The sequence below is a fragment of the Lysobacter korlensis genome (assembly GCF_042434515.1).
Map to the genome: position 1 here is coordinate 1,712,646 of NZ_JBHLTG010000001.1, position 22,269 is coordinate 1,734,914.

The following is a 22,269-nucleotide window of genomic DNA, read 5'->3' on the forward strand; positions in this document are numbered from 1 at the left end:
TGCGGCTTGGCGGACCTGGGTTCAATGGATGGCGCTGGCACTGCTGTTGGCGACATTTGCAACTGCCCAGGCGACGAAGCCTGAAGAGTCGAACCGCGCCGGTACGGTTCTGGTGTTGGGCGATTCACTGTCGGCCGCGTACCGCCTGCCGACGAAGCAGGGCTGGGTCGCGCTGACCGAGGACCGCATCCAGAAGCAGAAGCCCGGCTGGCGCGTCGTCAATGCGAGCGTCAGCGGCGAAACGACTGCAGGCGGTCGCGCCCGAATCGACCGCGAGCTGAAACGGGCCAAGCCCGATGTGGTCGTGATCGAACTGGGTGCGAACGACGGGCTGCGTGGGCTGCCGCTCGCGCAGAGCCGGGCGAACCTCGACGCGATGGTGTCCGCGTCGAAGGCGGCGGGTGCGAAGGTGCTGCTGATCGGGATGCGACTGCCTCCGAACTTCGGCGGCGCTTATACCAAGGGGTTCGAAGAGAACTTCCGCACGGTCGCGAAGAAGCACAACGTTGCGTTCCTGCCGTTCCTGCTTGAGCCGATCAAATCCGACCGCAGCGCGTTCCAGCGCGACCACCTGCATCCGACCGCGGCCGCGCAGCCGAAGCTGCGCGATCACGTGTGGCCGGCGTTGGTGCCGCTGCTGAAGTAATCGCGCCCGGAATTAGGAAGGCGTGCGCGACCGCGAAAATCGGCCGCGCGCCGTACCGTGGTTCGAAGCCGCGTACAGCCGCCTGATCCCGCGCTCGGCTTAGCCGACGGCCGCCGAGCGCAGAGTTGGGCGGCGCCGACCTCGTGCACGCCGCTGCGTGCGGCTAGTCGGCGAAGCGGCATCTTCGGCGTGGCTTACGGGTGATCTAAGCCGCGGCGGCAGACTTGTGACCGCCGGCAGCCCGACGGCGCCGGTTCGCATCTGTCAACGGCTTACGCCGCGGCGGCGGCGTTGCCACAATCGGTGGCTTCCCGGCACCGTGCCGGCGTCATCGGTTGGACCATGCAAGACCCGAACACCTCGCTCGCCCAGAAAATCGCCTCCGCCATCGCCGTCGAGATCGACGCCCAGCCTGCACAGGCGCGCGCCGCAATCGCACTGCTCGACGAAGGCGCGACCGTGCCGTTCATCGCGCGCTACCGCAAGGAAGTCACCGGCGGGCTCGACGATACCCAGCTGCGCAACCTCGAAGTCCGCCTGACGTACCTGCGCGAACTCGAAGACCGCCGTGCGGCCGTGCTCGCGAGCATCAACGAGCAGGGCAAGCTGACCGACGAGCTGCGCGCCGACGTCGAAGCGGCCGACACCAAGGCGCGGCTCGAAGATCTCTACCTGCCGTACAAGACCAAGCGCCGCACGAAGGCGCAGATCGCGCGCGAAGCCGGGCTGGAGCCGCTCGCCGATGGGCTGCTTGCCGACCCGACGCAGGTGCCCGAGCAGTTCGCGGCTACTTTTGTCGACGCCGAGAAAGGCGTGGCCGATGCGAAGGCCGCGCTCGATGGCGCGCGCGCGATCCTCATGGAACGCTGGGGCGAGGACGCGGCGCTGGTCGGCGACCTGCGGCAGTGGCTCTCGGAGGTCGGCGTCATCCGCGCGCGCGTGGCCGAAGGCAAGGAAAACGAGGGGGCGAAGTACCGCGATTACTTCGACCATGCCGAGCCGCTCGCGAGGATTCCGTCGCACCGCCTGCTGGCGCTGTTCCGCGCGCGTCGCGAAGAGATCGTGTTCCTCGATCTGGATCCCGGCACCGATGCGGAGGCCGGTCACCTGCAGGCCGAAGGTCGCGTCGCGCACCATGCGGGCGTGAAGCCGCAGGGGCGCCCGGCGGACAAGTGGCTGCTCGACGCGTGCCGGCTGACCTGGAAGGCGAAGCTGCACCTGCACCTGATGCTGGACCTGTTTTCGCAGGCACGCGAGAAGGCCGAGGCCGAGGCGATCGACGTGTTCGGCAACAACCTCAAGGACCTGCTGCTTGCCGCGCCGGCCGGGCCGCGCGCCGTGCTCGGGCTCGATCCGGGGCTGCGTACCGGCGTCAAGGTCGCGGTGGTTGATCGCACCGGCAAGGTGGTGGCGACCGACACGATCTACCCGCATGAGCCGCGCCGGCAGTGGGACCAGTCGCTACACGCGCTGCGCGCGCTATGCGTGAAGCACCAGGTCGAACTGATCGCGATCGGCAACGGCACGGCGTCGCGTGAGACCGACAAGCTCGCCGGCGACCTCATCAAGCTCGCGCCCGAGCTGAAGCTCACGAAGATCGTGGTCAGCGAGGCGGGGGCATCGGTCTATTCGGCGTCCGAGCTGGCCGCGCGCGAGTTCCCTGACCTCGATGTGTCGATCCGCGGCGCGGTGTCAATCGCGCGGCGTCTGCAGGATCCGCTCGCCGAGCTGGTCAAGATCGAACCGAAGTCGATCGGCGTCGGGCAGTACCAGCACGATGTCGACCAGTACCGGCTTGCGCGCGCGTTGGACGCGAAGGTCGAGGACTGCGTGAACGCGGTCGGCGTTGACGTCAACACGGCATCGGCCGCGTTGCTGACGCGCGTGTCGGGCCTGTCGACCACGGTTGCGGACAACATCGTCCGGCACCGCGACCAGCACGGCGCGTTCCGCACGCGCAAGGCGTTGCTCGAAGTGCCGCGCCTGGGCGAGAAGACATTCGAGCAGTGCGCGGGGTTTCTGCGTATCGCCGGTGGGGATCAACCGCTGGACGCGTCGTCGGTGCACCCGGAGGCGTATCCGGTGGTCGAGCGCATCGTGAAGTCGGGCGGCCGCGACGTGAAGCAGCTGATCGGCGACATCACGTTCCTGCGCAACCTGCGGCCCGAACAGTTCACCGACGAGAAGTTCGGCGTGCCGACGGTGCGCGACATCCTCAAGGAACTGGAAAAGCCCGGCCGCGACCCGCGTCCGGAGTTCAAGGCCGCGCGTTTTGCCGATGGCGTCGAGGACCTCAAGGACCTCAAGCCCGGGATGATCCTCGAAGGCGTGGTCACGAATGTCGCCGCGTTCGGCGCGTTCGTGGACATCGGCGTCCACCAGGATGGGCTGGTGCACATCTCGGCGCTATCGGACAAGTACGTCAAGGACCCGCGCGAGGCCGTCAAAGCGGGCGATATCGTCAAGGTGCGCGTGCTGGAGGTCGATGTCGCGCGCAAGCGCATCGCACTGACGCGCCGGTTGGACGACAGCGTGCCGGCGCCGCGCCCGCCGCGCAGCGAATCGCGTGATGCACCGCGCGGGGCCCCCGCGGGCCGTCGTGACGAGCGGGGACGCGGCGCGCCAGCGCCGCCGCGGAGCGCGCCCGCGCCGGCGAACAACGCGCTTGCAGAGGCGTTTGCGAAGGCCAAGCGCGGGGCGTGATCAGAACGCACGGGACGCAGCGAACGCGCTGCCTCCCGCTGCTCCAGGGCGCGAGCGTGCTCCAACAGCAAACGGGGCGCAGGGGAACGCCTGCACCCGTGGGTGGCACGTCAGATCACTGTGGAATGTCGCAGCGGCTGGCGGGCGAACCCGCCGGCTGGAACTCAGGCTACGGACTGAAGCGCCGGTGTGCCCCATTCGACCAGCTTCATCAGCCCGGCGGCGCCTGCGATCACCAGCGCGACCAGCTTCGGGCTCTTCATCGGGCTGATGCCCGCCGCTGCGGTCAGCGAGCCGATGAACAGCGGAACGAAAATGTTCGCCGCTTCCCACGGATCGCGGCCGGTGGACTGGAAGGCCATCGCGAGCCCGGCGGTAAACGCCAGGCTGAACAGGCCCATCATCAGGCCTTCCTTGAAACCGATCTTGCGCAACTCGGCGCCCATCAATTGCATTGCTGACTCCTCCGGTGCAGCCCGGCTCATCGAACGTTCGGCCGCGACGCCCGGTCGCAGCGGTGGGGCCGTGCAGCGTGGTGCGGCGGCCGAGGGCGTGCATGATCGGTGCCGCGCAGCCTGCCGTGCAGCGATCGCCGTCACAGACCCAAGGCAACCGGCACACGGTTCAGCGGGGGTTTGTGGCGTCGGTCAAGCTGTGTAGCGCGACGGTGCATCGATGCGCGCTCGCGGTGCACGGACCGCGTACCTCGACTTATCGTCCGTTTCCGTCCTCGGGACGCAGCGCAATCTCGATGCGCTTGCGCAGCTCGTGGTCGGCGAACAGGTCACGCAGCAGCCGCAGCTTGTGTTCCAGTGCCACGCTGTCGGCCAGGCGCATGCGTTCGATCCACTGCTGGCTGGGCGTGTAGTTGGCGAGGTCGATCCCGGTCGCCTCGCGAATCTCGTCGAGCTTGTTCAGTCCGATGCGCAGGCGTTCGAGCTCGCGTCGCGTCGCCGCGTCGGGCCCCGACGCCGCGTCCTTCTCGCGAAGGCGCTGTTCTTTCTCCCACTCGTGCCGCTGGCGTGCGTGCAAGGCGGCCAGGTCCTCGGCGTCCAGCCGGGCGCGGGACCGCATCAGCGACGCAAGAAAGGCGCGCGGCATCGGCTCGGGCTCACGCGTAATGGACGGCACCTTGCGGCGGATCTGGCGGGTAGCGGTCAGCTCCCATAGCCCCCAGCCGACGGGCAGCTCGCCTTCCTTGACCACGCCCGGGGCCGCGAACAGGCACCAGCGATCGCAGTAGCGCGCGATGCGGTCGGCTTTGGCGGGGTTCTTGAGCTCGCCCAGCCAGTCGCTGCGACTGACCTTGAACTCGAAACCGGTCATCTCGAAGCCGCGCGACGGCCACAACGACAGCACGATGGCATCGGCGCGCGAACCATGCGCACTGCCGACGCTTTCGCGCACCTCGAACATCGTGACGTACTCGTCCGACGGATGCTCGAGCTTGAGTGCCGCGCACAGGTCGTGGCTGGTGACTTTCGCGGTGTCGTCCACTCGGAAATCGGGTGTGTCAGCGGTGCAGGGTAAGCCGGGTCATGCAGGCGGCCGTCCGGAATTCGGGGCTCAGCCCGCGCGAAAGGCCCGTCCGCGGTGCGAACGGGCCCTGCTCAGAAAGCCCTGGTTCGGGGCGAGGCCCGAAGCGTCGGCCGATCAGTGGCGGGTCTGGCGGCTTTCGTCGCGCTGCTCGCCCCATTCGCGCTGCAGCTCACCGACGTTCTTCTGCAGCTTGCCCTTCATCTCTTGCGAACGATCATCGGTGAGATCGCCGACGACTTCGTTGATCGTGCCCTTGAGCTCGCGCTTGGCGCCCTTTTCGCGATTCTTGTCCATGACTGGACCTCCGAATTCCGCAGGATTGCGGTGTAACCGAGGTATAGGCAGCGCCATGTAACTCGAACGTGAGAGGCGTGTCGCGGGCGCCGTAACGGTTCAGCCAATGCCCGGATCGGCTTGGACGCCACCGGCGCAGGTCATCATCGCGGCGTCCGGTGGTTCACGCGTGCTCGATGTCGTAATGCTCGCGCTGCAGCGGCTGGACCTGATCGCCGGGGAGCGTGACATCAGCGCAGGAAATACAGCGCACCTGCGCCGCACACGTACAGCAGGACGACCGACCAGCTGTCGGTGCCCAGGCGCATCCTGGCGTCGTCGCGCCGCTCGATCAGCCCGACCACGTACATCAACGTGAGGACGATGCCGAGCAGGGCGGCGAACGCCGCAAAGCGCCCCTGCGTGGCCAGCACCGGCGGACCGCGATGCACGGCGTCGATGAGGAAGATCAGCATGATGTCGAACATGTTGGTGCCGAAGATGTCGGCAAACGCCATCGTGTAGCGCCGCAGCCGCGCGGCCGCGATCACGGTGCTGATCTCGGGAAGCGACGTGGCCAGCCCGACCAGGATCGCGCCGACAAAGCCGGTGCCAAGGCCGGTCTGGTGCGCAATCGCTTCACCGGTGCGTGCCAGCACGTAGCCAGCCACCAGTACCACGACCCCGGTGGTGGCCGCACCGAAGATGGCGGTGCGAAGGCCGTCGCTCCCGGAGTTCGAGTCCGCATCGCCCGCATCGGCGTCGGCCGCGCGGGTCGGCGCCCAGCCATCGCGGCCGGCCGTGCGCGCAACGCGCCAGAACATCGCGATACCGGCGGCGAGGACTGCGATGCTCCACACGCCGACCCCGGCCACTCCGACGTCGCCCACCACGATCGCTCCTAGCACCAGCGTCAGCAGCAGGCACGAGAACGCGGCCTGGAGCATCACGATCGGCTTGCGCACCAGCGATGTAATCGCATGGTCTTTCAGCACGGCATCGCCGATCGCGATGATCGCCACCTGCAGCGCCACGCCCCCGAGAATGTTGTTGACCGCGAGCGTCGGGTCGGCGGCGAGCCCCGCCGTCACGGAGACGGCGATCTCCGGCAGTGACGTGATGCCACCAAGAAGCATCATGCCGATGACCGCCTGTCCAAGCCCGGTGGCACGCGCGATTACATCGGCATGGGCGGCCAGCCGCGTACCTGCAGTCCACACAGCGGCCGCGGCGACGGCGAATACCGCAAGGTTGGTTGCAATCGAGAGCGACGGGAAGTCGGGCATCACCGTCCTCACGGCGGGTGGGCGGGGCGCGGTGCCGGGCGCTGGTTCCATGCGGCAGCCCGTCGCGCAGGAAAAGCCGGGCGGCAGCAGGGGGGCGCGGTCCCGCAGCGCGCAAGCGATGCCGGGTTACAGGTCTCCGCCTTGGTTCTCCGGCACCAGCACCCTACCCCCGGCTGCGTGGCTGTCCCGTGCAAACAGCGCAGGCGCTGGGCTACCGCCCGACGGGCCGCTGAAGGCGTTCTGGCGGAATCTGCGCGCGGTTCGCGTCTAGTACCGTGATGCGAACGAACAACGACGAGGACGTGCCGGCTTGATCGTAAATCTGGTGGACTGGGCGCTATCGCCATTGAACTGGTTGCTGATCGCGATGCTGCTGGCAATTGCCGGGATGCGGTTGCGGGCGCGTCGGTGGCTGGTGGGGCTCGCGATCGGTCTTGCGGTGACGGCGTTCGCAGTGGCGACGCCGGTGGTGTCGAACACGCTCGCACGGCGCCTGGAGCGGGCGATCGTCGCGCCTGCGTGGTGCCAGACCTCACCGCCCGACGTCGTCGTGGTACTCGCGGCAGGTGTCGACCGGCTGCCGCGGTGGGAGCACTCGTTCCAGGTGTTGAGCGCGACATCACGCCGGCGGATCGATCGCGGCATCGAGTACTGGCGCCAGCAGCCGGGGCGCAGCATCGTCATGGCGGGCGGGCCCACGGCGTCCGGATGGATCCCGCATGCGGCCCTGATGTCGAACTACGCGCAGCAGTTCGGTGTGCCCGCCGACGTGATCACGCTCGAGGCCAAGTCGCTCAACACCTGGCAGAACGCGCATAACGTCGCTGCGCTGGAGCCGGCGCTGCCACGCCGCATCGCACTGGCCACGTCGGCGATGCACATGCGCCGCTCCGTACTGGCATTCCGGGCGGCGGGCTTCGAGGTGTGTCCGCTGCCGACCGACAGGCGCTCGATTCGCGCAAGCCTGCCGGCGGGCCTCGTGCCCGACATCACGGGGCTTCAAAAGGCCGACGCTGCGTTGCACGAAATGGTCGGCAACCTGCACTACGAATGGCTGAGGTGGCGGTCGCGGTCAGCTGGTTGATCCGACTTCGAAAGGCGCCGCAGTGGCTGCCGGCGCGGCTCGTCGCCCGGGGCGCTGCGATATGGGCGGCGTCGCGCTATTGCTGCTTCCACCGCGTGATTACGGCCCTGCATGCACTGTGTTCTGACCGCGAATTCGTGCAGCGGTCCAGGCGCGCGGAACGCGCCAGCCGCCCGGTAGCAGAAGAGAACGCCGCCGCCGCGGCCCGACATCCGGCAATGCCGTTGTGCCGCCTATGAACCGCCGAGCGGGGTGCGACCGCCAGTTTTTCAGCAGCAATTCCAGGAGGATCTAATGAAGAGTACGTTCGCCGCAGTTGCGGCTGCATGCATGCTGTATTTCGCTGCGGGCCCGGCCGAATCCGCGTCCAGGGCCGAGTTGTCCAGCTTCGATGCCACGGTGTTGACCGGGGAGAAGGTCACCGAGGCGCAGCTCCTCGGCCAGCCGATGGTGTTGATCGTGACGCCGAGTCGCGACGCCGCCGAGCAGACGCGGCAGTGGGCCAACGCGCTCATGGGCCGCATCGACCCTGAGCAGATCAAGGTGCGCGACGTCATCGCCGTCGACCTGCCGTTCTTCATGTCCGAGAGCGATGCACTGGGCCGCGCGAAGGAAAAGATTCCGCAGCGCTTCCACGACATGACCTGGCTGACCGCCGAGTCGACGATCGAGCGCGCTTTCAACGTGCCCGATTCGAGCGAGCAGGCGTTCGTGTTCGTGCTCGGTTCGAACGGCGAGGTCATGGCTCGGGTCAGCGGATCGCCCACGTCTTCGCGCGTGAGCGAGATCGTCAGCACCGCCCAGAAGCTCACCAACAACTGATTGCACGCGCAGCAAAAGGGCCGGCTTCTGGCCGGCCCTTCGCTTTGTTGCGTCGCAGGAAGCGCTCGGATCTTGCCCGAGCGCTTCGGTCCGTCAGTGACGGGTGTCGCGGCGCGACGTGTCCGCACCGGTGCGGTCGACGTCCAGACGCTCGCGGCGCAGATCGGCCTCGATGGTCTTCTCGTCCTCGACAACCTTCTTGCGGATCACGACTTCCTCGCGTGCAACGGCCTGCTTGTCGACCACGACTTCCTCGGCCATCAGCGGGATGCGCACTTCGCCGTCGGTGATCTCGCCCTGAGCCGGCGTGCCTGGCTGCAGCGGGCGGGTCTCGATGACCAGCTCTTCGTGCTTCAGCGGCACCTTCTCGGAGACGTGGCGGGTTTCGACCGTCTTGTGCACGTGCGCCTCGCCGGCCGCCCTCGTGCGCTTGCCGACGCGCAGCTCTTCTTCCGACAGGGTCAGGCGCTCGACGCGGCCGCTGCCTTCTCGGTTGCCGTAGAACTTCTTCGCATCGACGTCGTGGTCGCGCGTGTCATGGTTCAGCGCCACCGGCTGGCCGTGACGGTACGGCGGCATTGCGAGCAGCTCGGCACCGGTGATGCCGGTCAACAGCACGTCGTCCTTGTCGTCGTCGAGACGGGCGCCACCGATCGGCACGAGAACGTGGCGGTCTTCCTTCAGATCCAGAGCCTTGCGGTCCAGATCGATGTCGAGGTAACGGACCTGCATCGCAGTGGTGTCGACGATCAGGCTGTCGACTTCACCGATCTTGCGGCCGTCGGACGTGCGCACGGACCAGCCGCGGATGTCCGGATCGCCGTCTGCGACCTTGAAGTCGTCCAGATCGTCGAGGCGCTGCAGCGTACCGGCGCCAAGGCCAGCCTGCGTGCGGTTGTAGTCGTTACCAGTGTTGGTGATATTCCTGTTATCCATGGTGATCTCCCGGGAGCTAATGCTCCAGTTATTCCCGGAGGGGAAGGGGACGAATTCTCCGGGCGTGCCCGCGCGTTTCGCTTTTAGAAAGGATGCGCTCGGCAACTTTGGTGGTGATGGATTAAAAGGCCGCGTTCCCCACGGCCTGAAAACGACCGGCCGTTAGAAATCAACGGCTCACGATCGTGATGTCACGCGGTTCAACGAGCAGGAAGGCCGGCTGATTGCCGATCAGCTGCTGCGTCTGCGCATCAAGCGAGCCTGCAATCTGCGCGGCCGAGGCCTGGTCGTGAACGACCGCACCCGCCAGCTCGATGCGCTGACCCGCATTGATGTTGACTGCCTGCTCCATGCCCGGCTCCTCCGCGATCAGGGCGAGCATGCGCTGGCCATCCTGCTCGATCCAGAAACCGCGGTCGGTCGGCACGTCAGTCACGACGGCCGCGCCCGAGATCTCCTGACCGGCGAACCCGGCCGGACCGGCGAGGATCGTGGCGACCGGCAGCAGGGCTGCGGTCGACGTTGCGTCGCCCGTCGTCACACCGACGTCCGTCGGCGCGGCGGCTACAGGCTCGGCGACAGGGGCCACCTGCGTGGTCGCCGCAGGCGCCACGACCGCTTCCTCTTCGTCACGGTCGAGCATTTCAATCAGGGCCCAGATTACCAATAACGCAATAAGCGCCCCGATAATCCAGCCCCAGTGGGACTTCTTTTTCCTTTCGACATTAATCTCTGCCATGACATTCTTCCTCGGGTTCGCAGTGCGTGTATTGCTACCGTATGGGTTGGCGCATTGCGTGCCGGTGAAGAACGGTTAATGGAATGAATAACAAATTGCCGCGCTCGCTCGGTTCCGGGCGGTTGACTCACAATTGAAACGCGCGCGGATGCGAGTCTTTACATTTATTTTTAAAATGATGGCGTGAATATGTGCGCTTTCGAGTCTACGATTGCTAGAGCTTGGCGATCAGTCCATGTGCTTCTGCGGCCAAACCAGCCATCGCTGCAGGAGTAAACCCGCTGCGCTTGAGCTTTACTTTGCAGTCGTGCTCTCTGCTCAGGCATCACGCGGCTGTGGCTAACGTCGCCCTATCGGCGCTTGTTCGCGCCAGATTCGAGGAGGACAAATGCAAACGATTCCACGTGGTGCATGGGTTGTGGTCGCAGACGGCGGTCGCGCCCGCCTATTACAGAACGTCGCGGACTCCGGTTCGGTGCAGCTCATCCAGCAGAAGGTGATCGAGCCGCAGAACCTCGACGACGAAGGCCCATCCGGCGTCCAACCCCCCGAGGTCGAGGTCGACGAAGCCACGTTCGCCAAGCAGCTCGCACGCAGGCTCAACGACGGCGCACTGAAGAACGAGTACGCCCATCTGGTGCTGATCGCCGATCCGCAGACGCTGGGGCAGATGCGCCCGCTGCTGCACAAGGAGGCGCTGGATCGTCTGGTGGGAGAGGTCGCGAAGACGCTGACGAACTCGCCGCTGGACGAGATTGAGCGCGTTCTGCACTGACGCGATGTTGCAACGCGTAGCGCGCAACCCCGGGTCGCACGGCCCGGGTTGCGTTGCATTGGCTGACGCGAAGAGCCCGGCGTCCGACGGTCGAGACCTACCACGCCTATTTCGAGGATTACGTCGGGCACTGCCTGCCGTGGATTCCCGCGGCACTGGGCCGTGCGCTGGCCAAGCACCTCTCACGCCAGCTGTGCAGCGAGGTGGATCACCTCATCGTGCCCAGCGAGCAGATGGTCGATGTGCTGCGCCGCTACGGCGTCACGACGCTGCCGATTGGGATCGATCTGGAAGAGGTTGCGGGGGGCGACGGGCCGCGCTTCCGCGCCGAGCACGGCATCGACGTATCACGGCCGGTGATCGTCACCGTCAGCCGGTTGGCGGTCGAGAAGAACATCGGGTTTCTCCTGCAGATGGCACGCGCACTGCTGCCGCGCTTCCCCGACCTGCTGTTCGTGATCGCCGGCGAGGGCCCGGACGCGCCGCGCCTCAAGCGACTGGCGCAAGACCTCGTTGCGTCGGGCGACGTACGGTTCTTCGGCAACCTCGACAGACGCCGTGCGTTGCTCGATGCATGCCGGGCAGGGGAAGCATCGGTATCCGCTTCGCCGGTGGAAACGCACGGGCTGGTGCTCATCGAGGCGATGGCCCTCGGCGTGCCGATCGTGTCGACGGCGGTGGTAGGCACGAAAATGGCGCTCGAGCATGCGCGCGGCGCCGTCATCAGCGAAGAGGATGTTGGCGCGTTGGCCGCCCGCGTCACCGCCGTATTGGTGGACCCGGCGCGGCGGGCGGCCTTGGCCGCGCGTGCACGTGTAGACGCTGAGGCGTGATCGAACGAAGTGCTGATGGGGCGCGCAGTCGAGCTGTATTCGCGGCTCGCCGATGGCGAGCGTCCTTGGATGCGAGCCGGTGAGGCATTCCAGGCGCATCGCGTACGCGACCGGCTGTCGCATGCAGGGGCATCCGGCGGCGCCGACCGCGCGGAGGCCTAGCGCGGGCGCTGGCTGCCAGGCGAGGAGCGCCACGGTTGCATCGCTCTGCGCCGATGGTTTGGGCTCCGCTCAAGTCGCTTGATACCGCGCGGAAGCTGGACGTGCACGCATGACTAGACGGGGCTGCGACGCTGGCCGGGATGGATCCGTGCGCTCCGGTGGCGCACGGATGCGGCCGCATCGGCTTCACCGGGGGGTCTTTACCATCGACGTGACGAAAGGCCGCGGGAGATGACGATGGCGACCGGATGGGCAGGCGATGGCGCCGTGCAGGACCAGATCGATGCGACGGTCGGCGATGCGATTCGCCGGGTGCGCAGCCGGCTGCCGAGCGGGCCCGGCAGCACACACTGCGAAGACTGCGACAACGAGATCCCGGAAGCCCGACGCAAGGCGATGCCAGGCGCGCGTCTGTGCGTCGCATGCCAGGAAGCCAGCGATGCCGAAGAGGCCGGTTTTGCGGGCTATAACCGACGGGGCAGCAAGGATAGCCAGCTGCGCTGACTGCGATCTTCGTCCTCGCAGTGCTGCAGCTGCGGGCCGAAGGGAAGGGCGGCCGGTCGCGCAGTCGCGGCCGTAGTCCCAGGCCGCGCGCTCGCGCCTGCAGTTTCATGCGGAAGCCCGCCAATTGCTCCGAGGCCGCAGGCCGTCGGATCGCCAAGCTGTCGCCCCGGCTCGCCTTCGCGTCGCGTCGTTTGCGCCCATCAAACCAGCTCGGCCGTAGGTCGAACTGTAAACAGCCCTTCTCCCTTCATTGACGACAGGGGTGGACACTGCAGGCGGAGTCACGTTGCACCAATCCCGCCGCAGCCAGGAGACACCATGAAAGCGCTCAATTTACTGACGCTCGCCCTTGTGATCATCGGAGGTATCAACTGGGGTCTTATAGGCGTTGCCCAGTTCGACCTCGTCGCCGCGATCTTCGGTGGCCAGGAGGCGTTGCTCTCGCGTCTGGTCTACACGCTCGTCGGCCTGTCGGCCCTGTGGCAGATCGTGCCGCTGCTGCGCGCCAGCCACACCAACGAGGTCCACGCCGAAGCGCACCACCACACGACGCGCCGCTGATCGTTGCGCGCAGGCCTGACGCCTGCGTCGGCTTAATGCAGAACGCCGCACCCGGACGTGCTCCGCGGTGCGGCGTTCTGTTTTTTGCCGGTCTGCACGCTGCTTCGGGTTTGAAGTGCGAGCGTGCTGTGCCGTGGAAGCCGGTCGCCCGGGCCGAGCAAGGGGCCGCGTCAGGACATCGGATTCGGAGGTGGCGGCGGATCGGGCGGCAGCGGGATGAACTCGTCGTTGTCCAGATCCGGCAGCTTCATCCGGCCAGCGCGCCAGTCGGCTTTCGCCTGCTCGATGCGCTCTTTTGACGAGGACACGAAGTTCCATTCGATGTGCCGCGGGCCGACCGAATCACCGCCGAGCAACATCAACACGGACGCCTCGACCGCGGCGACTTCAGCCGGACGACCGGTGGCAAACACGAGCATCCGGCCGGCCTCGTAGCGCCGGCCATCGACCTCGACCGAGCCATTGGCAACGTAGACGGCCCGGTCGTCATACCCGTCAGGAAGCTCGAGCCGCGTGCCGGCGTCGAGCACGGCATGCACGTAGAACAGCGGCGAATGCACTGGCACCGGCGCGGCAGCGCCGTACGCGCGCCCGGCAAGCACCCGCAAGCGAACGCCACGGTCATCGATCAGTGGCAGGCGGTCTTCGGCGAAGTGCTCGAAGGCCGGCTCGGTTTCCTCGTGCTCCTCCGGCAGTGCGACCCAGGCCTGCAGGCCGTTCAACACGCCACCCTGCGCGCGTGCCTTTTCGAAGCGCTCGGAATGCGTAATGCCGCGGCCGGCCGTCATCCAGTTGACTTCGCCCGGGCGGATCGCCTGCTCGGACCCCACGCTGTCGCGATGCATGATCTCGCCGTCGACGAGGTAGGTGACGGTCGACAGCCCGATATGCGGATGCGGCCGCACATCGACTTCGCGCGGCAGTCCCGGTGCGAAATCGGCAGGGCCCATGTGGTCGAAAAAGATGAAGGGGCCGACCATGCGACGCTGCGCGAACGGCAGCACACGCCCCACCTCGAAGCCGCCCAGGTCGCGGCGGCGTTGTTCGATCACCCGCTCCAGCATGGCGCGTCCTCCTACGACAGTGCAGGCAGGGTAGGTCAGGTGGTTTGAAACCGGCGACTACGCGCCGGGACGGAGTGTTCCGCCGTAAGTCGACCCTGCTGCGGGTGATTCGCGGAGAGCGGAGCGGGCCAGGCGTGCGGCGCGCAGACGCGGCCGCACGCGCGGATCAGTCGGCCGCGGCTTCGGCCGGGTCGATGGCCGGCACGGGATGAGGCTGCTCCGGGTTCTCGAGCGATGCCGCAAGCGTCACGCGATTGCGCCCGCCGCGCTTGGAGACGTACATCGCCTCGTCGCTTGCGCGCAGCAGCGAAGGTGCGTCTTCGCCGTGCAGGCCGAACAGCGCGACGCCAATCGAAACCGTCACCCGAAGCACTTGGCCGGGCACCACGCCGTCGAATTCCTGGCTCTCGATCGCGCTGCGCAGCCGCTCGGCGAACACCATCGCGCCAGCCGGCTCGGTCTCGGCCACGACCGCGAGGAACTCCTCGCCGCCCAGTCGCACGGGCAGGTCGCTGCTGCGGCTCGCCTGGCGGATCTGCGCGGCCACGCCCGCCAGCACGCGATCGCCGGCCTCGTGACCGTAGGTGTCGTTGACGCGCTTGAAGTGGTCGATGTCGATCGCGAGGAACGCGAGGCCACCGCCGCGGCGGCGCGCGACCGGAATCTGCACGCGCAGGTATTCGTCCAGGAAGCGTCGGTTGTAGAGCTTGGTGAGCTCGTCGGTGATCACCAGCTGCTGCAGTTCCTGCTGTTCCACCCGCGCGCGCTGCTGGATCTTGCTGTTCTCGATCGCCATCGCAAGCAGTTTCACCGCTGCGAGCAGCGTGCGCTCCTGCATCTCGCTGGGTTTGCGCTTGCGCGGCGACAGGGCGACCAGGAAGCCCTGCGTACCCGAAGGTGCAAGCAGCGGGTGCATCGCGAGCAGCGTCAGGCCCTGTTTCGCGATGCGCGCTTCGATCTGCAGGTGGTGCGCTTCGCCCAGTGTCCCTCCGACCGACATCGGCTCCCCGAGGTCGAGCACGCCGCTCAGGGTCGGATCCGCGGTCGACGTCGCGAGCTGGCGCAGGTAACCGCGCTCATCGAACACCTGCACCATTGCTGCTTCGATGATGCCGTAGGCGGTCAGGATCTCGCAGGCGTGGCGAGCGAGCTGCTCTTCGCTGAGGTCCGGCGCGGAGATCGCGTTCGACAGCGTGGTCAGCGTTGCGAGTTCGCGCTGGCGGGCCTTGTTGCGGTTCTGGATCAGCTGGAAAACCAGCAGCGCCAGGCCGATCAGTGCGGTCGCGGCCACGAGGCCCCAGATCACCCAACGCTGCCAGGCCGGGGCCGGGGCGGCGAGCACTTGCAGGTCGGCGGGGCTGGTTACGACAACCTGGAAGCCTTCGTCGTACGGCCATTTGGGCTTGTAGATCGACAGCACGCCGGTGGCGGCTACCCGCGTGCCCGGCGGATAGCGCCTCCAGTCGAACGATTCGACGACAGGCGCGGGGATGAAGATCGATGCGGCGGCGCCATCGTCGCCCTTGATACGGATCAGGCCGAACGAGTCCAGCGACAGCTCGCCGGCAACGCCTTCGATGCGCACGCGCTTGCCGATGTGGGTCCAGCCGTTGACCTGGCCGACCGACAGTTCGCGCGGAGCCGGTACATTGGCGCGGCCCACGCGCCGGATGTCCGCATCGCGCAGCTGGACCGCACCACGGAACTGGCTCACCCGGCCCGTCGCCTCGACCAGGTCGCCGACCGCGATCTCCGCAGTCTCGTTCTCCTTGAACAGGGTGATGCCGCCGGTCTCGTCCTGCACAACGACCTGCAGGTCGCGAGTGCGCAGGACACCCGACGCGATCGTCACCACGCCGCGCACGCGCGTGGGCTGGTTCTTGGCGTCCGGCACGGTGTCGCGGTCGCGGTCGGCAAGCAGCGTCGCGATGTCCACCGGCTTTGCCGGCGGCTCGGCCGACGCCGACTCGCGCGCGGTGACGCCCGCCGACGGCGCCGCGTCCGCAACCGGCCAGACCAACGCGGCGGCCATGAGCAGAGCAAGCGATATGCGGGGCAGCGACATTCAGGGCCTTCCGGTAGCAGCGGTGCGGTTGAGCAGGGTGCGGGCGCCGGGTCCGAGGCGCCTGGGCACGACGTAGGCAACGGAGCCCATCTGTGTTGAGGACATCGGCCGCGCGCAGGACTTCTGAAGGGCGTGCGGGCGCCCGGTCACGTGGTCGATTGTCCAACTACCGCTGCTGACCCGGTTGCGGCGCGCGCCCGGAGCAAAGCCCGCGCCCATGTGCCGATCCGCCAGGCCCGCAAGCGGCTGCACATGCTGCATCCTGCGTTGACGCGTGGGGTGCGACGTTGGTCGCAGCTTTGACCGGTGCCTCCCATGTCCGATACGCCGCTCCAGCTTCCCTGCATGAGTTGCGCTGCGCTCAACCGCGTGCCGCGCGCGCGCCTCGGCGAACGGCCGAACTGCGGTCGATGCCACCAGCCGCTGTTCACGGGGTCGCCGCGCTCGCTGAGCACGTCCGATTTCGACGACCGCGCGCTGCGGGGCGACGTGCCGGTGCTGGTCGACTTCTGGGCCCCGTGGTGCGGACCTTGCCGGCTAATGGCGCCCCAGTTCGAGGCGGCCGCGCCGATGCTCGAGCCCCAGGTCAGGCTTGCGAAGGTCGATACCCAGGCCGAGCAGGCGCTCGGCGCGCGATTCGGCGTGCGCAGTATTCCGACGCTCGCGCTGTTCAAATCCGGCCGCGAGGTCGCCCGGCAGTCGGGCGCGATGAACGCCACGCAGATCGTGGCGTGGACGCGTTCGAAGCTACCTCGTTGACCCACCCGCCCTTGGGCGGGTCGCCGGCAGGAAACGCAGGGCCTGAGCTGCCCGGCGCGTTCAGGCTAGTGCGGCAGCGGACCCGGCCTGCCGAAGTGGAAGCCCTGGCCGTAGCGCACGCCGATTTCGCGAAGCATGCCGGCCTCGGCCGCGTTCTCGACGCCCTCGGCAATGATGTCCACGCCGGCTTTCGCCGCAAACCCGACCGTTGCCGACGCGAGCGCCTGCTTCGCACCGTCGCGGTCGATGTCGCGCGTGAGCTGCATGTCGAGCTTGAGCACGTTCGGGCTGATGCGCAGCACGTGGCTCAGGCCGGAGTAGCCTGCGCCGAAATCGTCCACCGCGATGCGCACGCCGCAGGCGCGGCAGGACGCCAGCGCCTGCATGAGCGGCCCGTATTCGTTGACGGCCGCATGTTCGGTCACCTCGAGCAGCACCGGCCCGCCGCGCACCGCGTACAGCTCATCCAGAAGCGCCTGCGACTGCAGCACGATCGGCGACGCGTTGATCGCCATGTACAGGTCTGATGAGAGCCGGCCGCGCTGGGACAGAGCGGCGCGCACGGCGGCGAGTTCGAGTTGAGCTCCCAGCCCGACCGACCACGCGTCAGCAAACCACTGATCAGGCGAACGCGGCGGATCGGTGTCGAAGCGGGCCAGCGCTTCCATGCCGACCAGTGCGCCACCGTCCAGTTCGACGACCGGCTGGTAAACCACGCGCAGGCTCCCGGTAAGCCGGCCGATGCGGTCGAGCTTGCTGCGGTGCTCCTGGTCGGCAGCACGCTGTTCGGCAAGCTCGTTACCGATCAGCGCGCCCAGCACGCGCATGAACTTCACGTCGCGCTCGTGGATGCTCCGGTCCACCTCGTGGCTGATGCAGCACAGCGTGCCGTAGAGGCTGCCGTCGGGCAGGTTGACCGGCACGCCGATGTACGTGCCGATGTCCAGCTCACGCGTGATCGGCAGATCGCGCACTCTCGGATCGTTGCGGCCGTCGTGTACGACCGACGGCAGCTCGCCACTGGTCAACCGCCGGCAGTAGGTCTCGTCGAGCGGGAACGAGGTGCCGACCCCAACCTCCTGCCCGTGCACGGTGCCGTCCACCTTGCGCACGACCTTCGCACTGCCGTCGAACTCGCACAGGAACCCGATATCGGCATCGAGGTGTTCGCGCGCGGCGGCCACCAGCCGTGAAAGAAACAGGGGGGAGCCGGGTTGCGGATTGCTCAGTGCGGCGCCGAGCGCGGGCAACGCGCCGCCGAGGTATTGGTCCACCAATCACCTGTCCCGTAGACAACCAGTCCGAAGGATCGCATGCGCCCGTGTTTCAAAAATGACTGGTTGTGGCACGCGCGCGCTGTCCGCGTTCAGACGAGTGGACAGCAAGCTCGGCATTTTCTGCCCTTCATGCGGTCAACCCCTTACGTCGCTTCGCCTGCGACCACCCAAGCTCATGCACACGCCATGGCCCGCCGCGGACGCGCAATCCGTCTAGATGGGGAGTGCAATGGAAAAATGGACGATGGCGAGCAACGACAGCCGGCTTCACTACCTCGACGCGATGCGCAGCGTGCTGATGCTGCTGGGCCTGGTGCTGCATTCCGCGCGGCCCTACGACACCGGGGGCTGGCGCGTGAAGGACGTCGAACACCTGCCGTGGCTGGACGGGCTGGTCTCGTCGCTGCACCTGTTCCGCATGCCGGCGTTCTTCGTGATCGCCGGCTTCTTCGCGATGTTCCTCGTGCGTCGTCGGACAACGGGCGTGTTCCTGCGCGAGCGCATGCGGCGCGTGCTGGTGCCACTGGTCGTCGTGCTGTTCACGATCAACGTGCTGCAGGCCTGGTTCGTCTCGCGGTTTGTGGAAGGCCAGCAGGGGCCGTTCGTGTCCGAGGTGCTGATCCCGGCGTTCTGGAGCGGCAACCTGGTCTCACACCTGTGGTTCCTCGGGTGCCTGGCCGTGTACTTCGCGCTGACAGCGCTCGTCGCGCCGTTGCTGAGGTCGGTCGACTCGACGCTGGCGGCGCGTGCGGCGCGCATCCAGACGCCGATTCTCGTCGCGCTGATCGCGGCGGCCGCGGTCGCGCCCGTTGCAGCTGCAGTGGTCGGCAAGCTCGCCTCGGGCGCGCTGCACCAGTACGTGCTGGGCGTCGTCAAGCCGATGACCGTGCTCAACTACCTGCCGTTCTATGCCGTCGGCATCGTGCTGTGCATGCTGCCCGATGTGCTGGCGCGGTTCTCGCGCGTCACGCTGTGGAGCGTCGCGTTCGCACTGCTCGGCGCGGCCGGCATGTACGTCGCCGGCGACAGCGAAAGCCTGGCGATGCGCGCGCTCGGGCTGACGGCGCAGGCGTTGCTGGCGTGGATGGCGATCCGCGCCGTGTTCGCGCTGTTCCGGCGCTATACCGATCATCCGTCGCGGACCTTCCGTTACCTGTCCGACGCGAGCTACTCGATCTACCTGTTCCACCACCTGATCGTGATCGTCGTGGCCACTGCGCTGCTGTCCGTGCCGATCGGCCCGGGCCTGAAGTTCCCGATCGTGCTGGCGTGCGCGTCGATCCTCTCGCTGGCGATCTACCACCTGCTGATCCGCCGCTCCGCGGTGCTGGGTTACCTGTTCAATGGCGCGGTCCCGCCGGCCGCCCGGGCGGCGGTGTCGAAGCCGGCAGCCTCACATGCGGTCTCGACCGCCGGCGTCGTCGAGACCACGGCGGCGCCGGCCGGCCACGGCACGATGCCGGGCACCGGACGGGCGTAGGCGACCGACGTCGGCGGGCGGGCGAGGGCGCGGCAGGCATTGCCGCGCAATGCAGCCTAATGGGTGGTGTCGGGATTGGGCGGCTGCTGTTTCTTCTGCAGGTGCTCGATGCGCTCGGCTTCCAGCGCGGCGAGGTACGACTCCAGCGTCTGGCCGCTTTCGGCCGCCTCGGCCACGGCTGCATCGCGGAGCACGTCGTTGCAACGCGTCCGCAGCGGTGACCCCGGCGCCCCGCGCGCTATCGCTGCACGCTCCAGCACGGCAATCGCCATCGCGGGGCTGTCGGTCGTGGTGATGACCTGACCGCCCAGCACGAGCGCCCAGTCGCTTCCGCTGCGCGCAATCCCGCCGACGACTCGGCCCTCGGCGTCGAGCAGGTGTGCGTGGGCGGGCATCGGAGCGGGGCGGGCTGTCACGGTCTTCGTCTGCTGTTTGCGGCGGGCGTCGCGGCGCGCCTTGGAATTGATCGACATGAAACCTCCGTCAGGGGCACAGCTTACCTGCCTGTTCCTGGCTGGCCAGTCCGAGCACTACACGGCGGTGGCGACCGAACGCAGTTCTGCGCGTCGCCTGCCGCGCCACCGGGGTCATTCCTGTGGCGCGTCCGGATCGAGCAGGTCCGACCTTCCGCGCTTGCTCTCTTCGTGTTCGAGTTGTGGCACAAGGTCGCGGGTCGAGCGGGTGTCGATCGCGGGTGCGGGCGGCCGTGGTGTGGGAGATGCGGACTTGCCGCTTTCCTGCGGCGCGGCCGAGGTTTCCATGTTCACCCGGTAGATCGGTTCGGGCATCTCGACACCGGCCCGGCCGAGCGCTTCCTTCACGCGCCGTGTCGCCTCGCTCTTGACCAGCAGGAACTCATGCGAACGCTGATCCACCCAGCCGAAATACCGCACCTGCACGTTCCAGTCGCCTAGCGCGATCACTGACGCCCGCGGCGGTGGCTTGGCGATTACGCCGGGCACCCGTGCCAGTGCTTCGGTGCCGACGTGCTGCGCATGGGCCAGGTCTTCATTGACACCCACGCCGACGTCGACCTCGAACCGGCGGCTCGGGTTGCGCGTGTAGTTGAGTGCCACGCTGCGAAATACAACCGCATTCGGAATACGCACGTGATTGCCGTCGAGCGTCATCAGGATGGTCGCGCGCGAGGTCAGCGCGACGATGATGCCTTCGTCGCCGTCGATGACCACGTGGTCGCGCGGCGCGAACGGCTGGCGCAGGCTCATCAGAACACCCGCGAGATAGTTCTCGAGAATGTCCTTGAATGCAAAGCCGAGCGCGACTCCGAGCACACCGGCGGTGCCGAGGATTGCGCCGACCATCGCCGTCGCGTTGAGGATTTCGAGCGCCACAACTGCGCCGAGCAGGGTTATCAGCCAACGGACACTGGTGCGGACCAGATCGCGCAGGAAGGGGTTTCGACGGGCGACGTGGTCGAGCGCGTTGCGATGCGACAGCCAGCCACCGACGAACCACGCCAGCAGCACCACCACCAGTGCGACGGCGAACAGGGGTACCCCAGCGAGCCAGCGCTCGGCGTCTTCGGCAAGGCGTCGGGCGACGGCCTCGAGATTGAACATCGCGGATGAACCCGCCATCGGCACGTCCGGTCGCAGTGGTGCAGCCAACCTACCGGCAGTGCCGTCAACGGTCGTTGAGCGCCGATGGCGGCTTCATCGCACGATCGATAAGCAGATGGGCGCGACCGCCGACGTGCCGCCGTCTGCAAGGCGAATGGATGCACCGCGCTCCGCGTCAGGCGTACTGCATCTTTCGTGTCATTCCGCCGTCGATGATGAAGTTCTGGCCGGTGACGAACGCCGATTGCGGCGAGATCAGATAGACGGCCAGATGCCCCACGTCCTCGGGCGTGCCGACGCGCCCCGCTGGGTGCTGTACGTGGTCCTCGTGCGAGAGCTTCGGCGGATGGCGCTCTGCCGGCTTCTGCCAGGCTTCGGTCGTGATCCAGCCGGGGCTGATCGCGTTGACGCGCACCTCCGGCCCGGCGCTGATTGCGAGCGCGTGCGTCATCGCCACCAGACCGCCCTTCGTCGCCGCATATGGCTCGGTGTGGGCCTCGGACTGCAGAGCGCGGGTGGAGGCGATGTTGACGATCGAGCCTTCGTGTTCCCGGAGGGACGGCAGCGCGTGCTTGCAGCACAGGAAGGCGCTGGTGAGGTTGCTCGCGAGGTAGCGATTCCACTCGGCCAGTTCCAGCGCTTCGAGCGGGCCGACATGAGGCTCGGCGATCGCAGCGTTGTTGACCAGGCCGTCGATCCGTCCGAATGCATCGCGGGCGTGCTGCACGAAGTGTTGCACCGACGTCTCGCAGCTGACGTCGAGCTCTACGAGCTGCGCCTTGTCGCCGACGTCCCACTCAGCGAGGCAGGCCCGGCCGGCTTCGACGTCGAGATCGCCGATCAACACGGACCCGCCCGCACGCAGCACGGACTCGGCAACGCCGCGGCCGATGCCTTGCGCGCCTCCTGTCACCAGTACGACACGGTGCCGGAGAGGCAGGGTCGGGGTCGGGGCAGGTGGGGTCGAGGTCGGCATCATGGGCTCATCGTCCGAGTTGGTAATTCGCTAGAGGGGTGGTTCCCTACGCACGGCACGCGGCCGCGCCGCGCCACCGTGGTCGTTATTTGCGCCTCGCACTCAGGCCACACCTTGCAGCGCATGCGCGGGCTCCCCTGCACGCAAAAAAACCCGGCCGTTAAGGCCGGGTCGCGTGAGGTGAGGACGGATACGACCGGACGCG

23 protein-coding genes are annotated in these 22,269 nt (G+C 67.5%); 11 read left to right on the forward strand and 12 right to left on the reverse strand.

Features of this window, described 5'->3' with window-relative positions; translation table 11 throughout:
• The first annotated feature begins 112 nt into the window (after positions 1-112).
• Together ACFFGH_RS08055 and ACFFGH_RS08060 are read left to right on the forward strand one after the other, a co-directional pair.
• Positions 113-646, forward strand: a complete 534-nt coding sequence (locus ACFFGH_RS08055; RefSeq protein ID WP_386667443.1) for an arylesterase — start codon at positions 113-115, stop codon at positions 644-646.
• Between the two features lie 342 nt (positions 647-988).
• Entirely contained in the window at positions 989-3,349 is a 2,361-nt protein-coding gene (locus ACFFGH_RS08060) for a Tex family protein (RefSeq protein ID WP_386666770.1), read from the forward strand.
• A 164-nt stretch (positions 3,350-3,513) separates the two neighbouring features.
• Here ACFFGH_RS08060 and ACFFGH_RS08065 read toward each other — a convergent pair whose 3' ends face one another.
• The 4 genes from ACFFGH_RS08065 to ACFFGH_RS08080 all read right to left on the reverse strand — a co-directional run bounded on the left by ACFFGH_RS08065 (position 3,514) and on the right by ACFFGH_RS08080 (position 6,447).
• Positions 3,514-3,948, reverse strand: coding sequence for a hypothetical protein (locus ACFFGH_RS08065; protein WP_386666772.1), 435 nt, complete (start codon positions 3,946-3,948; stop codon positions 3,514-3,516).
• A 112-nt stretch (positions 3,949-4,060) separates the two neighbouring features.
• Positions 4,061-4,846 carry a hypothetical protein gene (locus tag ACFFGH_RS08070; RefSeq protein WP_386666775.1) on the reverse strand — a complete coding sequence of 262 codons (786 nt, stop codon included), beginning with the start codon at positions 4,844-4,846 and terminating at the stop codon, positions 4,061-4,063.
• Between the two features lie 156 nt (positions 4,847-5,002).
• Positions 5,003-5,182, reverse strand: coding sequence for a CsbD family protein (locus ACFFGH_RS08075; protein WP_386666777.1), 180 nt, complete (start codon positions 5,180-5,182; stop codon positions 5,003-5,005).
• Positions 5,183-5,412: 230 nt separating this feature from the next.
• Positions 5,413-6,447, reverse strand: coding sequence for a sodium:calcium antiporter (locus ACFFGH_RS08080; RefSeq protein ID WP_386666780.1), 1,035 nt, complete (start codon positions 6,445-6,447; stop codon positions 5,413-5,415).
• Between the two features lie 310 nt (positions 6,448-6,757).
• On the opposite strand from ACFFGH_RS08080, the gene ACFFGH_RS08085 reads away from it, so the two are divergent.
• Together ACFFGH_RS08085 and ACFFGH_RS08090 are read left to right on the forward strand one after the other, a co-directional pair.
• Positions 6,758-7,531 carry a YdcF family protein gene (locus ACFFGH_RS08085; RefSeq protein WP_386666783.1) on the forward strand — a complete coding sequence of 258 codons (774 nt, stop codon included), beginning with the start codon at positions 6,758-6,760 and terminating at the stop codon, positions 7,529-7,531.
• Between the two features lie 294 nt (positions 7,532-7,825).
• Entirely contained in the window at positions 7,826-8,353 is a 528-nt protein-coding gene (locus tag ACFFGH_RS08090; RefSeq protein WP_386666785.1) for a hypothetical protein, read from the forward strand.
• 93 nt (positions 8,354-8,446) lie between these two features.
• On the opposite strand, the gene ACFFGH_RS08095 is transcribed toward ACFFGH_RS08090, so the two are convergent.
• Together ACFFGH_RS08095 and ACFFGH_RS08100 are read right to left on the reverse strand one after the other, a co-directional pair.
• Positions 8,447-9,289, reverse strand: coding sequence for a DUF2382 domain-containing protein (locus tag ACFFGH_RS08095; protein ID WP_386666788.1), 843 nt, complete (start codon positions 9,287-9,289; stop codon positions 8,447-8,449).
• Between the two features lie 169 nt (positions 9,290-9,458).
• Positions 9,459-10,028 (reverse strand): hypothetical protein, encoded by a 570-nt coding sequence (locus tag ACFFGH_RS08100; protein ID WP_386666791.1) that lies wholly within the window; start codon positions 10,026-10,028, stop codon positions 9,459-9,461.
• 388 nt (positions 10,029-10,416) lie between these two features.
• On the opposite strand from ACFFGH_RS08100, the gene ACFFGH_RS08105 reads away from it, so the two are divergent.
• From ACFFGH_RS08105 to ACFFGH_RS08125, 5 genes are all read left to right on the forward strand, one after another.
• Positions 10,417-10,803: a host attachment family protein gene (locus tag ACFFGH_RS08105; RefSeq protein ID WP_386666793.1), complete on the forward strand. Its 387-nt coding sequence runs from the start codon at positions 10,417-10,419 to the stop codon at positions 10,801-10,803.
• A 53-nt stretch (positions 10,804-10,856) separates the two neighbouring features.
• The gene (locus tag ACFFGH_RS08110; protein WP_386666796.1) at positions 10,857-11,636 is read left to right on the forward strand and encodes a glycosyltransferase; all 780 of its coding nucleotides are present in this window, start codon (positions 10,857-10,859) and stop codon (positions 11,634-11,636) included.
• 15 nt (positions 11,637-11,651) lie between these two features.
• Entirely contained in the window at positions 11,652-11,798 is a 147-nt protein-coding gene (locus ACFFGH_RS08115; protein WP_386666798.1) for a hypothetical protein, read from the forward strand.
• A gap of 237 nt (positions 11,799-12,035) precedes the next feature.
• Positions 12,036-12,302: a DksA/TraR family C4-type zinc finger protein gene (locus tag ACFFGH_RS08120; RefSeq protein WP_386667444.1), complete on the forward strand. Its 267-nt coding sequence runs from the start codon at positions 12,036-12,038 to the stop codon at positions 12,300-12,302.
• Positions 12,303-12,620: 318 nt separating this feature from the next.
• Positions 12,621-12,863 carry a DUF378 domain-containing protein gene (locus ACFFGH_RS08125; RefSeq protein ID WP_386666800.1) on the forward strand — a complete coding sequence of 81 codons (243 nt, stop codon included), beginning with the start codon at positions 12,621-12,623 and terminating at the stop codon, positions 12,861-12,863.
• Between the two features lie 170 nt (positions 12,864-13,033).
• Here the strand turns inward: ACFFGH_RS08125 and ACFFGH_RS08130 are convergent, their stop codons facing one another.
• Positions 13,034-13,924: a pirin family protein gene (locus ACFFGH_RS08130; RefSeq protein ID WP_386667446.1), complete on the reverse strand. Its 891-nt coding sequence runs from the start codon at positions 13,922-13,924 to the stop codon at positions 13,034-13,036.
• A gap of 169 nt (positions 13,925-14,093) precedes the next feature.
• Positions 14,094-15,992: a diguanylate cyclase gene (locus ACFFGH_RS08135; protein WP_386666803.1), complete on the reverse strand. Its 1,899-nt coding sequence runs from the start codon at positions 15,990-15,992 to the stop codon at positions 14,094-14,096.
• Between the two features lie 315 nt (positions 15,993-16,307).
• Between ACFFGH_RS08135 and trxC the strand changes: the two genes are divergently transcribed.
• Positions 16,308-16,751 (forward strand): thioredoxin TrxC, encoded by a 444-nt coding sequence (gene trxC, locus ACFFGH_RS08140; protein ID WP_386666805.1) that lies wholly within the window; start codon positions 16,308-16,310, stop codon positions 16,749-16,751.
• 65 nt (positions 16,752-16,816) lie between these two features.
• On the opposite strand, the gene ACFFGH_RS08145 is transcribed toward trxC, so the two are convergent.
• The gene (locus ACFFGH_RS08145; protein WP_386666808.1) at positions 16,817-18,025 is read right to left on the reverse strand and encodes a sensor domain-containing phosphodiesterase; all 1,209 of its coding nucleotides are present in this window, start codon (positions 18,023-18,025) and stop codon (positions 16,817-16,819) included.
• Positions 18,026-18,257: 232 nt separating this feature from the next.
• On the opposite strand from ACFFGH_RS08145, the gene ACFFGH_RS08150 reads away from it, so the two are divergent.
• On the forward strand, positions 18,258-19,508 hold the full coding sequence (locus ACFFGH_RS08150) for an acyltransferase family protein (protein WP_386666811.1): 1,251 nt from the start codon (positions 18,258-18,260) through the stop codon (positions 19,506-19,508).
• A gap of 56 nt (positions 19,509-19,564) precedes the next feature.
• On the opposite strand, the gene ACFFGH_RS08155 is transcribed toward ACFFGH_RS08150, so the two are convergent.
• From ACFFGH_RS08155 to ACFFGH_RS08165, 3 genes are all read right to left on the reverse strand, one after another.
• Positions 19,565-19,981 carry a hypothetical protein gene (locus ACFFGH_RS08155; protein WP_386666814.1) on the reverse strand — a complete coding sequence of 139 codons (417 nt, stop codon included), beginning with the start codon at positions 19,979-19,981 and terminating at the stop codon, positions 19,565-19,567.
• Between the two features lie 114 nt (positions 19,982-20,095).
• Positions 20,096-21,106, reverse strand: a complete 1,011-nt coding sequence (locus ACFFGH_RS08160) for a mechanosensitive ion channel family protein (protein ID WP_386666817.1) — start codon at positions 21,104-21,106, stop codon at positions 20,096-20,098.
• A gap of 157 nt (positions 21,107-21,263) precedes the next feature.
• Positions 21,264-22,064, reverse strand: coding sequence for an SDR family oxidoreductase (locus tag ACFFGH_RS08165; protein ID WP_386667448.1), 801 nt, complete (start codon positions 22,062-22,064; stop codon positions 21,264-21,266).
• Between the last annotated feature and the right edge of the window lie 205 nt (positions 22,065-22,269).

Bases quoted from the DNA above. Each gene is read 5' to 3' on its own strand.
- ACFFGH_RS08060 (WP_386666770.1), top strand. From the start codon at position 989: ATGCAAGACCCGAACACCTCGCTCGCCCAGAAAATCGCCTCCGCCATC.
- ACFFGH_RS08075 (WP_386666777.1), bottom strand. From the start codon at position 5,182: ATGGACAAGAATCGCGAAAAGGGCGCCAAGCGCGAGCTCAAGGGCACG.
- ACFFGH_RS08080 (WP_386666780.1), bottom strand. From the start codon at position 6,447: ATGCCCGACTTCCCGTCGCTCTCGATTGCAACCAACCTTGCGGTATTC.
- ACFFGH_RS08090 (WP_386666785.1), top strand. From the start codon at position 7,826: ATGAAGAGTACGTTCGCCGCAGTTGCGGCTGCATGCATGCTGTATTTC.
- ACFFGH_RS08095 (WP_386666788.1), bottom strand. From the start codon at position 9,289: ATGGATAACAGGAATATCACCAACACTGGTAACGACTACAACCGCACG.
- ACFFGH_RS08100 (WP_386666791.1), bottom strand. From the start codon at position 10,028: ATGGCAGAGATTAATGTCGAAAGGAAAAAGAAGTCCCACTGGGGCTGG.
- ACFFGH_RS08105 (WP_386666793.1), top strand. From the start codon at position 10,417: ATGCAAACGATTCCACGTGGTGCATGGGTTGTGGTCGCAGACGGCGGT.
- ACFFGH_RS08115 (WP_386666798.1), top strand. From the start codon at position 11,652: ATGGGGCGCGCAGTCGAGCTGTATTCGCGGCTCGCCGATGGCGAGCGT.
- ACFFGH_RS08120 (WP_386667444.1), top strand. From the start codon at position 12,036: ATGGCGACCGGATGGGCAGGCGATGGCGCCGTGCAGGACCAGATCGAT.
- ACFFGH_RS08125 (WP_386666800.1), top strand. From the start codon at position 12,621: ATGAAAGCGCTCAATTTACTGACGCTCGCCCTTGTGATCATCGGAGGT.
- ACFFGH_RS08135 (WP_386666803.1), bottom strand. From the start codon at position 15,992: ATGTCGCTGCCCCGCATATCGCTTGCTCTGCTCATGGCCGCCGCGTTG.
- trxC (WP_386666805.1), top strand. From the start codon at position 16,308: ATGTCCGATACGCCGCTCCAGCTTCCCTGCATGAGTTGCGCTGCGCTC.
- ACFFGH_RS08150 (WP_386666811.1), top strand. From the start codon at position 18,258: ATGGAAAAATGGACGATGGCGAGCAACGACAGCCGGCTTCACTACCTC.
- ACFFGH_RS08155 (WP_386666814.1), bottom strand. From the start codon at position 19,981: ATGTCGATCAATTCCAAGGCGCGCCGCGACGCCCGCCGCAAACAGCAG.
- ACFFGH_RS08160 (WP_386666817.1), bottom strand. From the start codon at position 21,106: ATGGCGGGTTCATCCGCGATGTTCAATCTCGAGGCCGTCGCCCGACGC.
- ACFFGH_RS08165 (WP_386667448.1), bottom strand. From the start codon at position 22,064: ATGCCGACCTCGACCCCACCTGCCCCGACCCCGACCCTGCCTCTCCGG.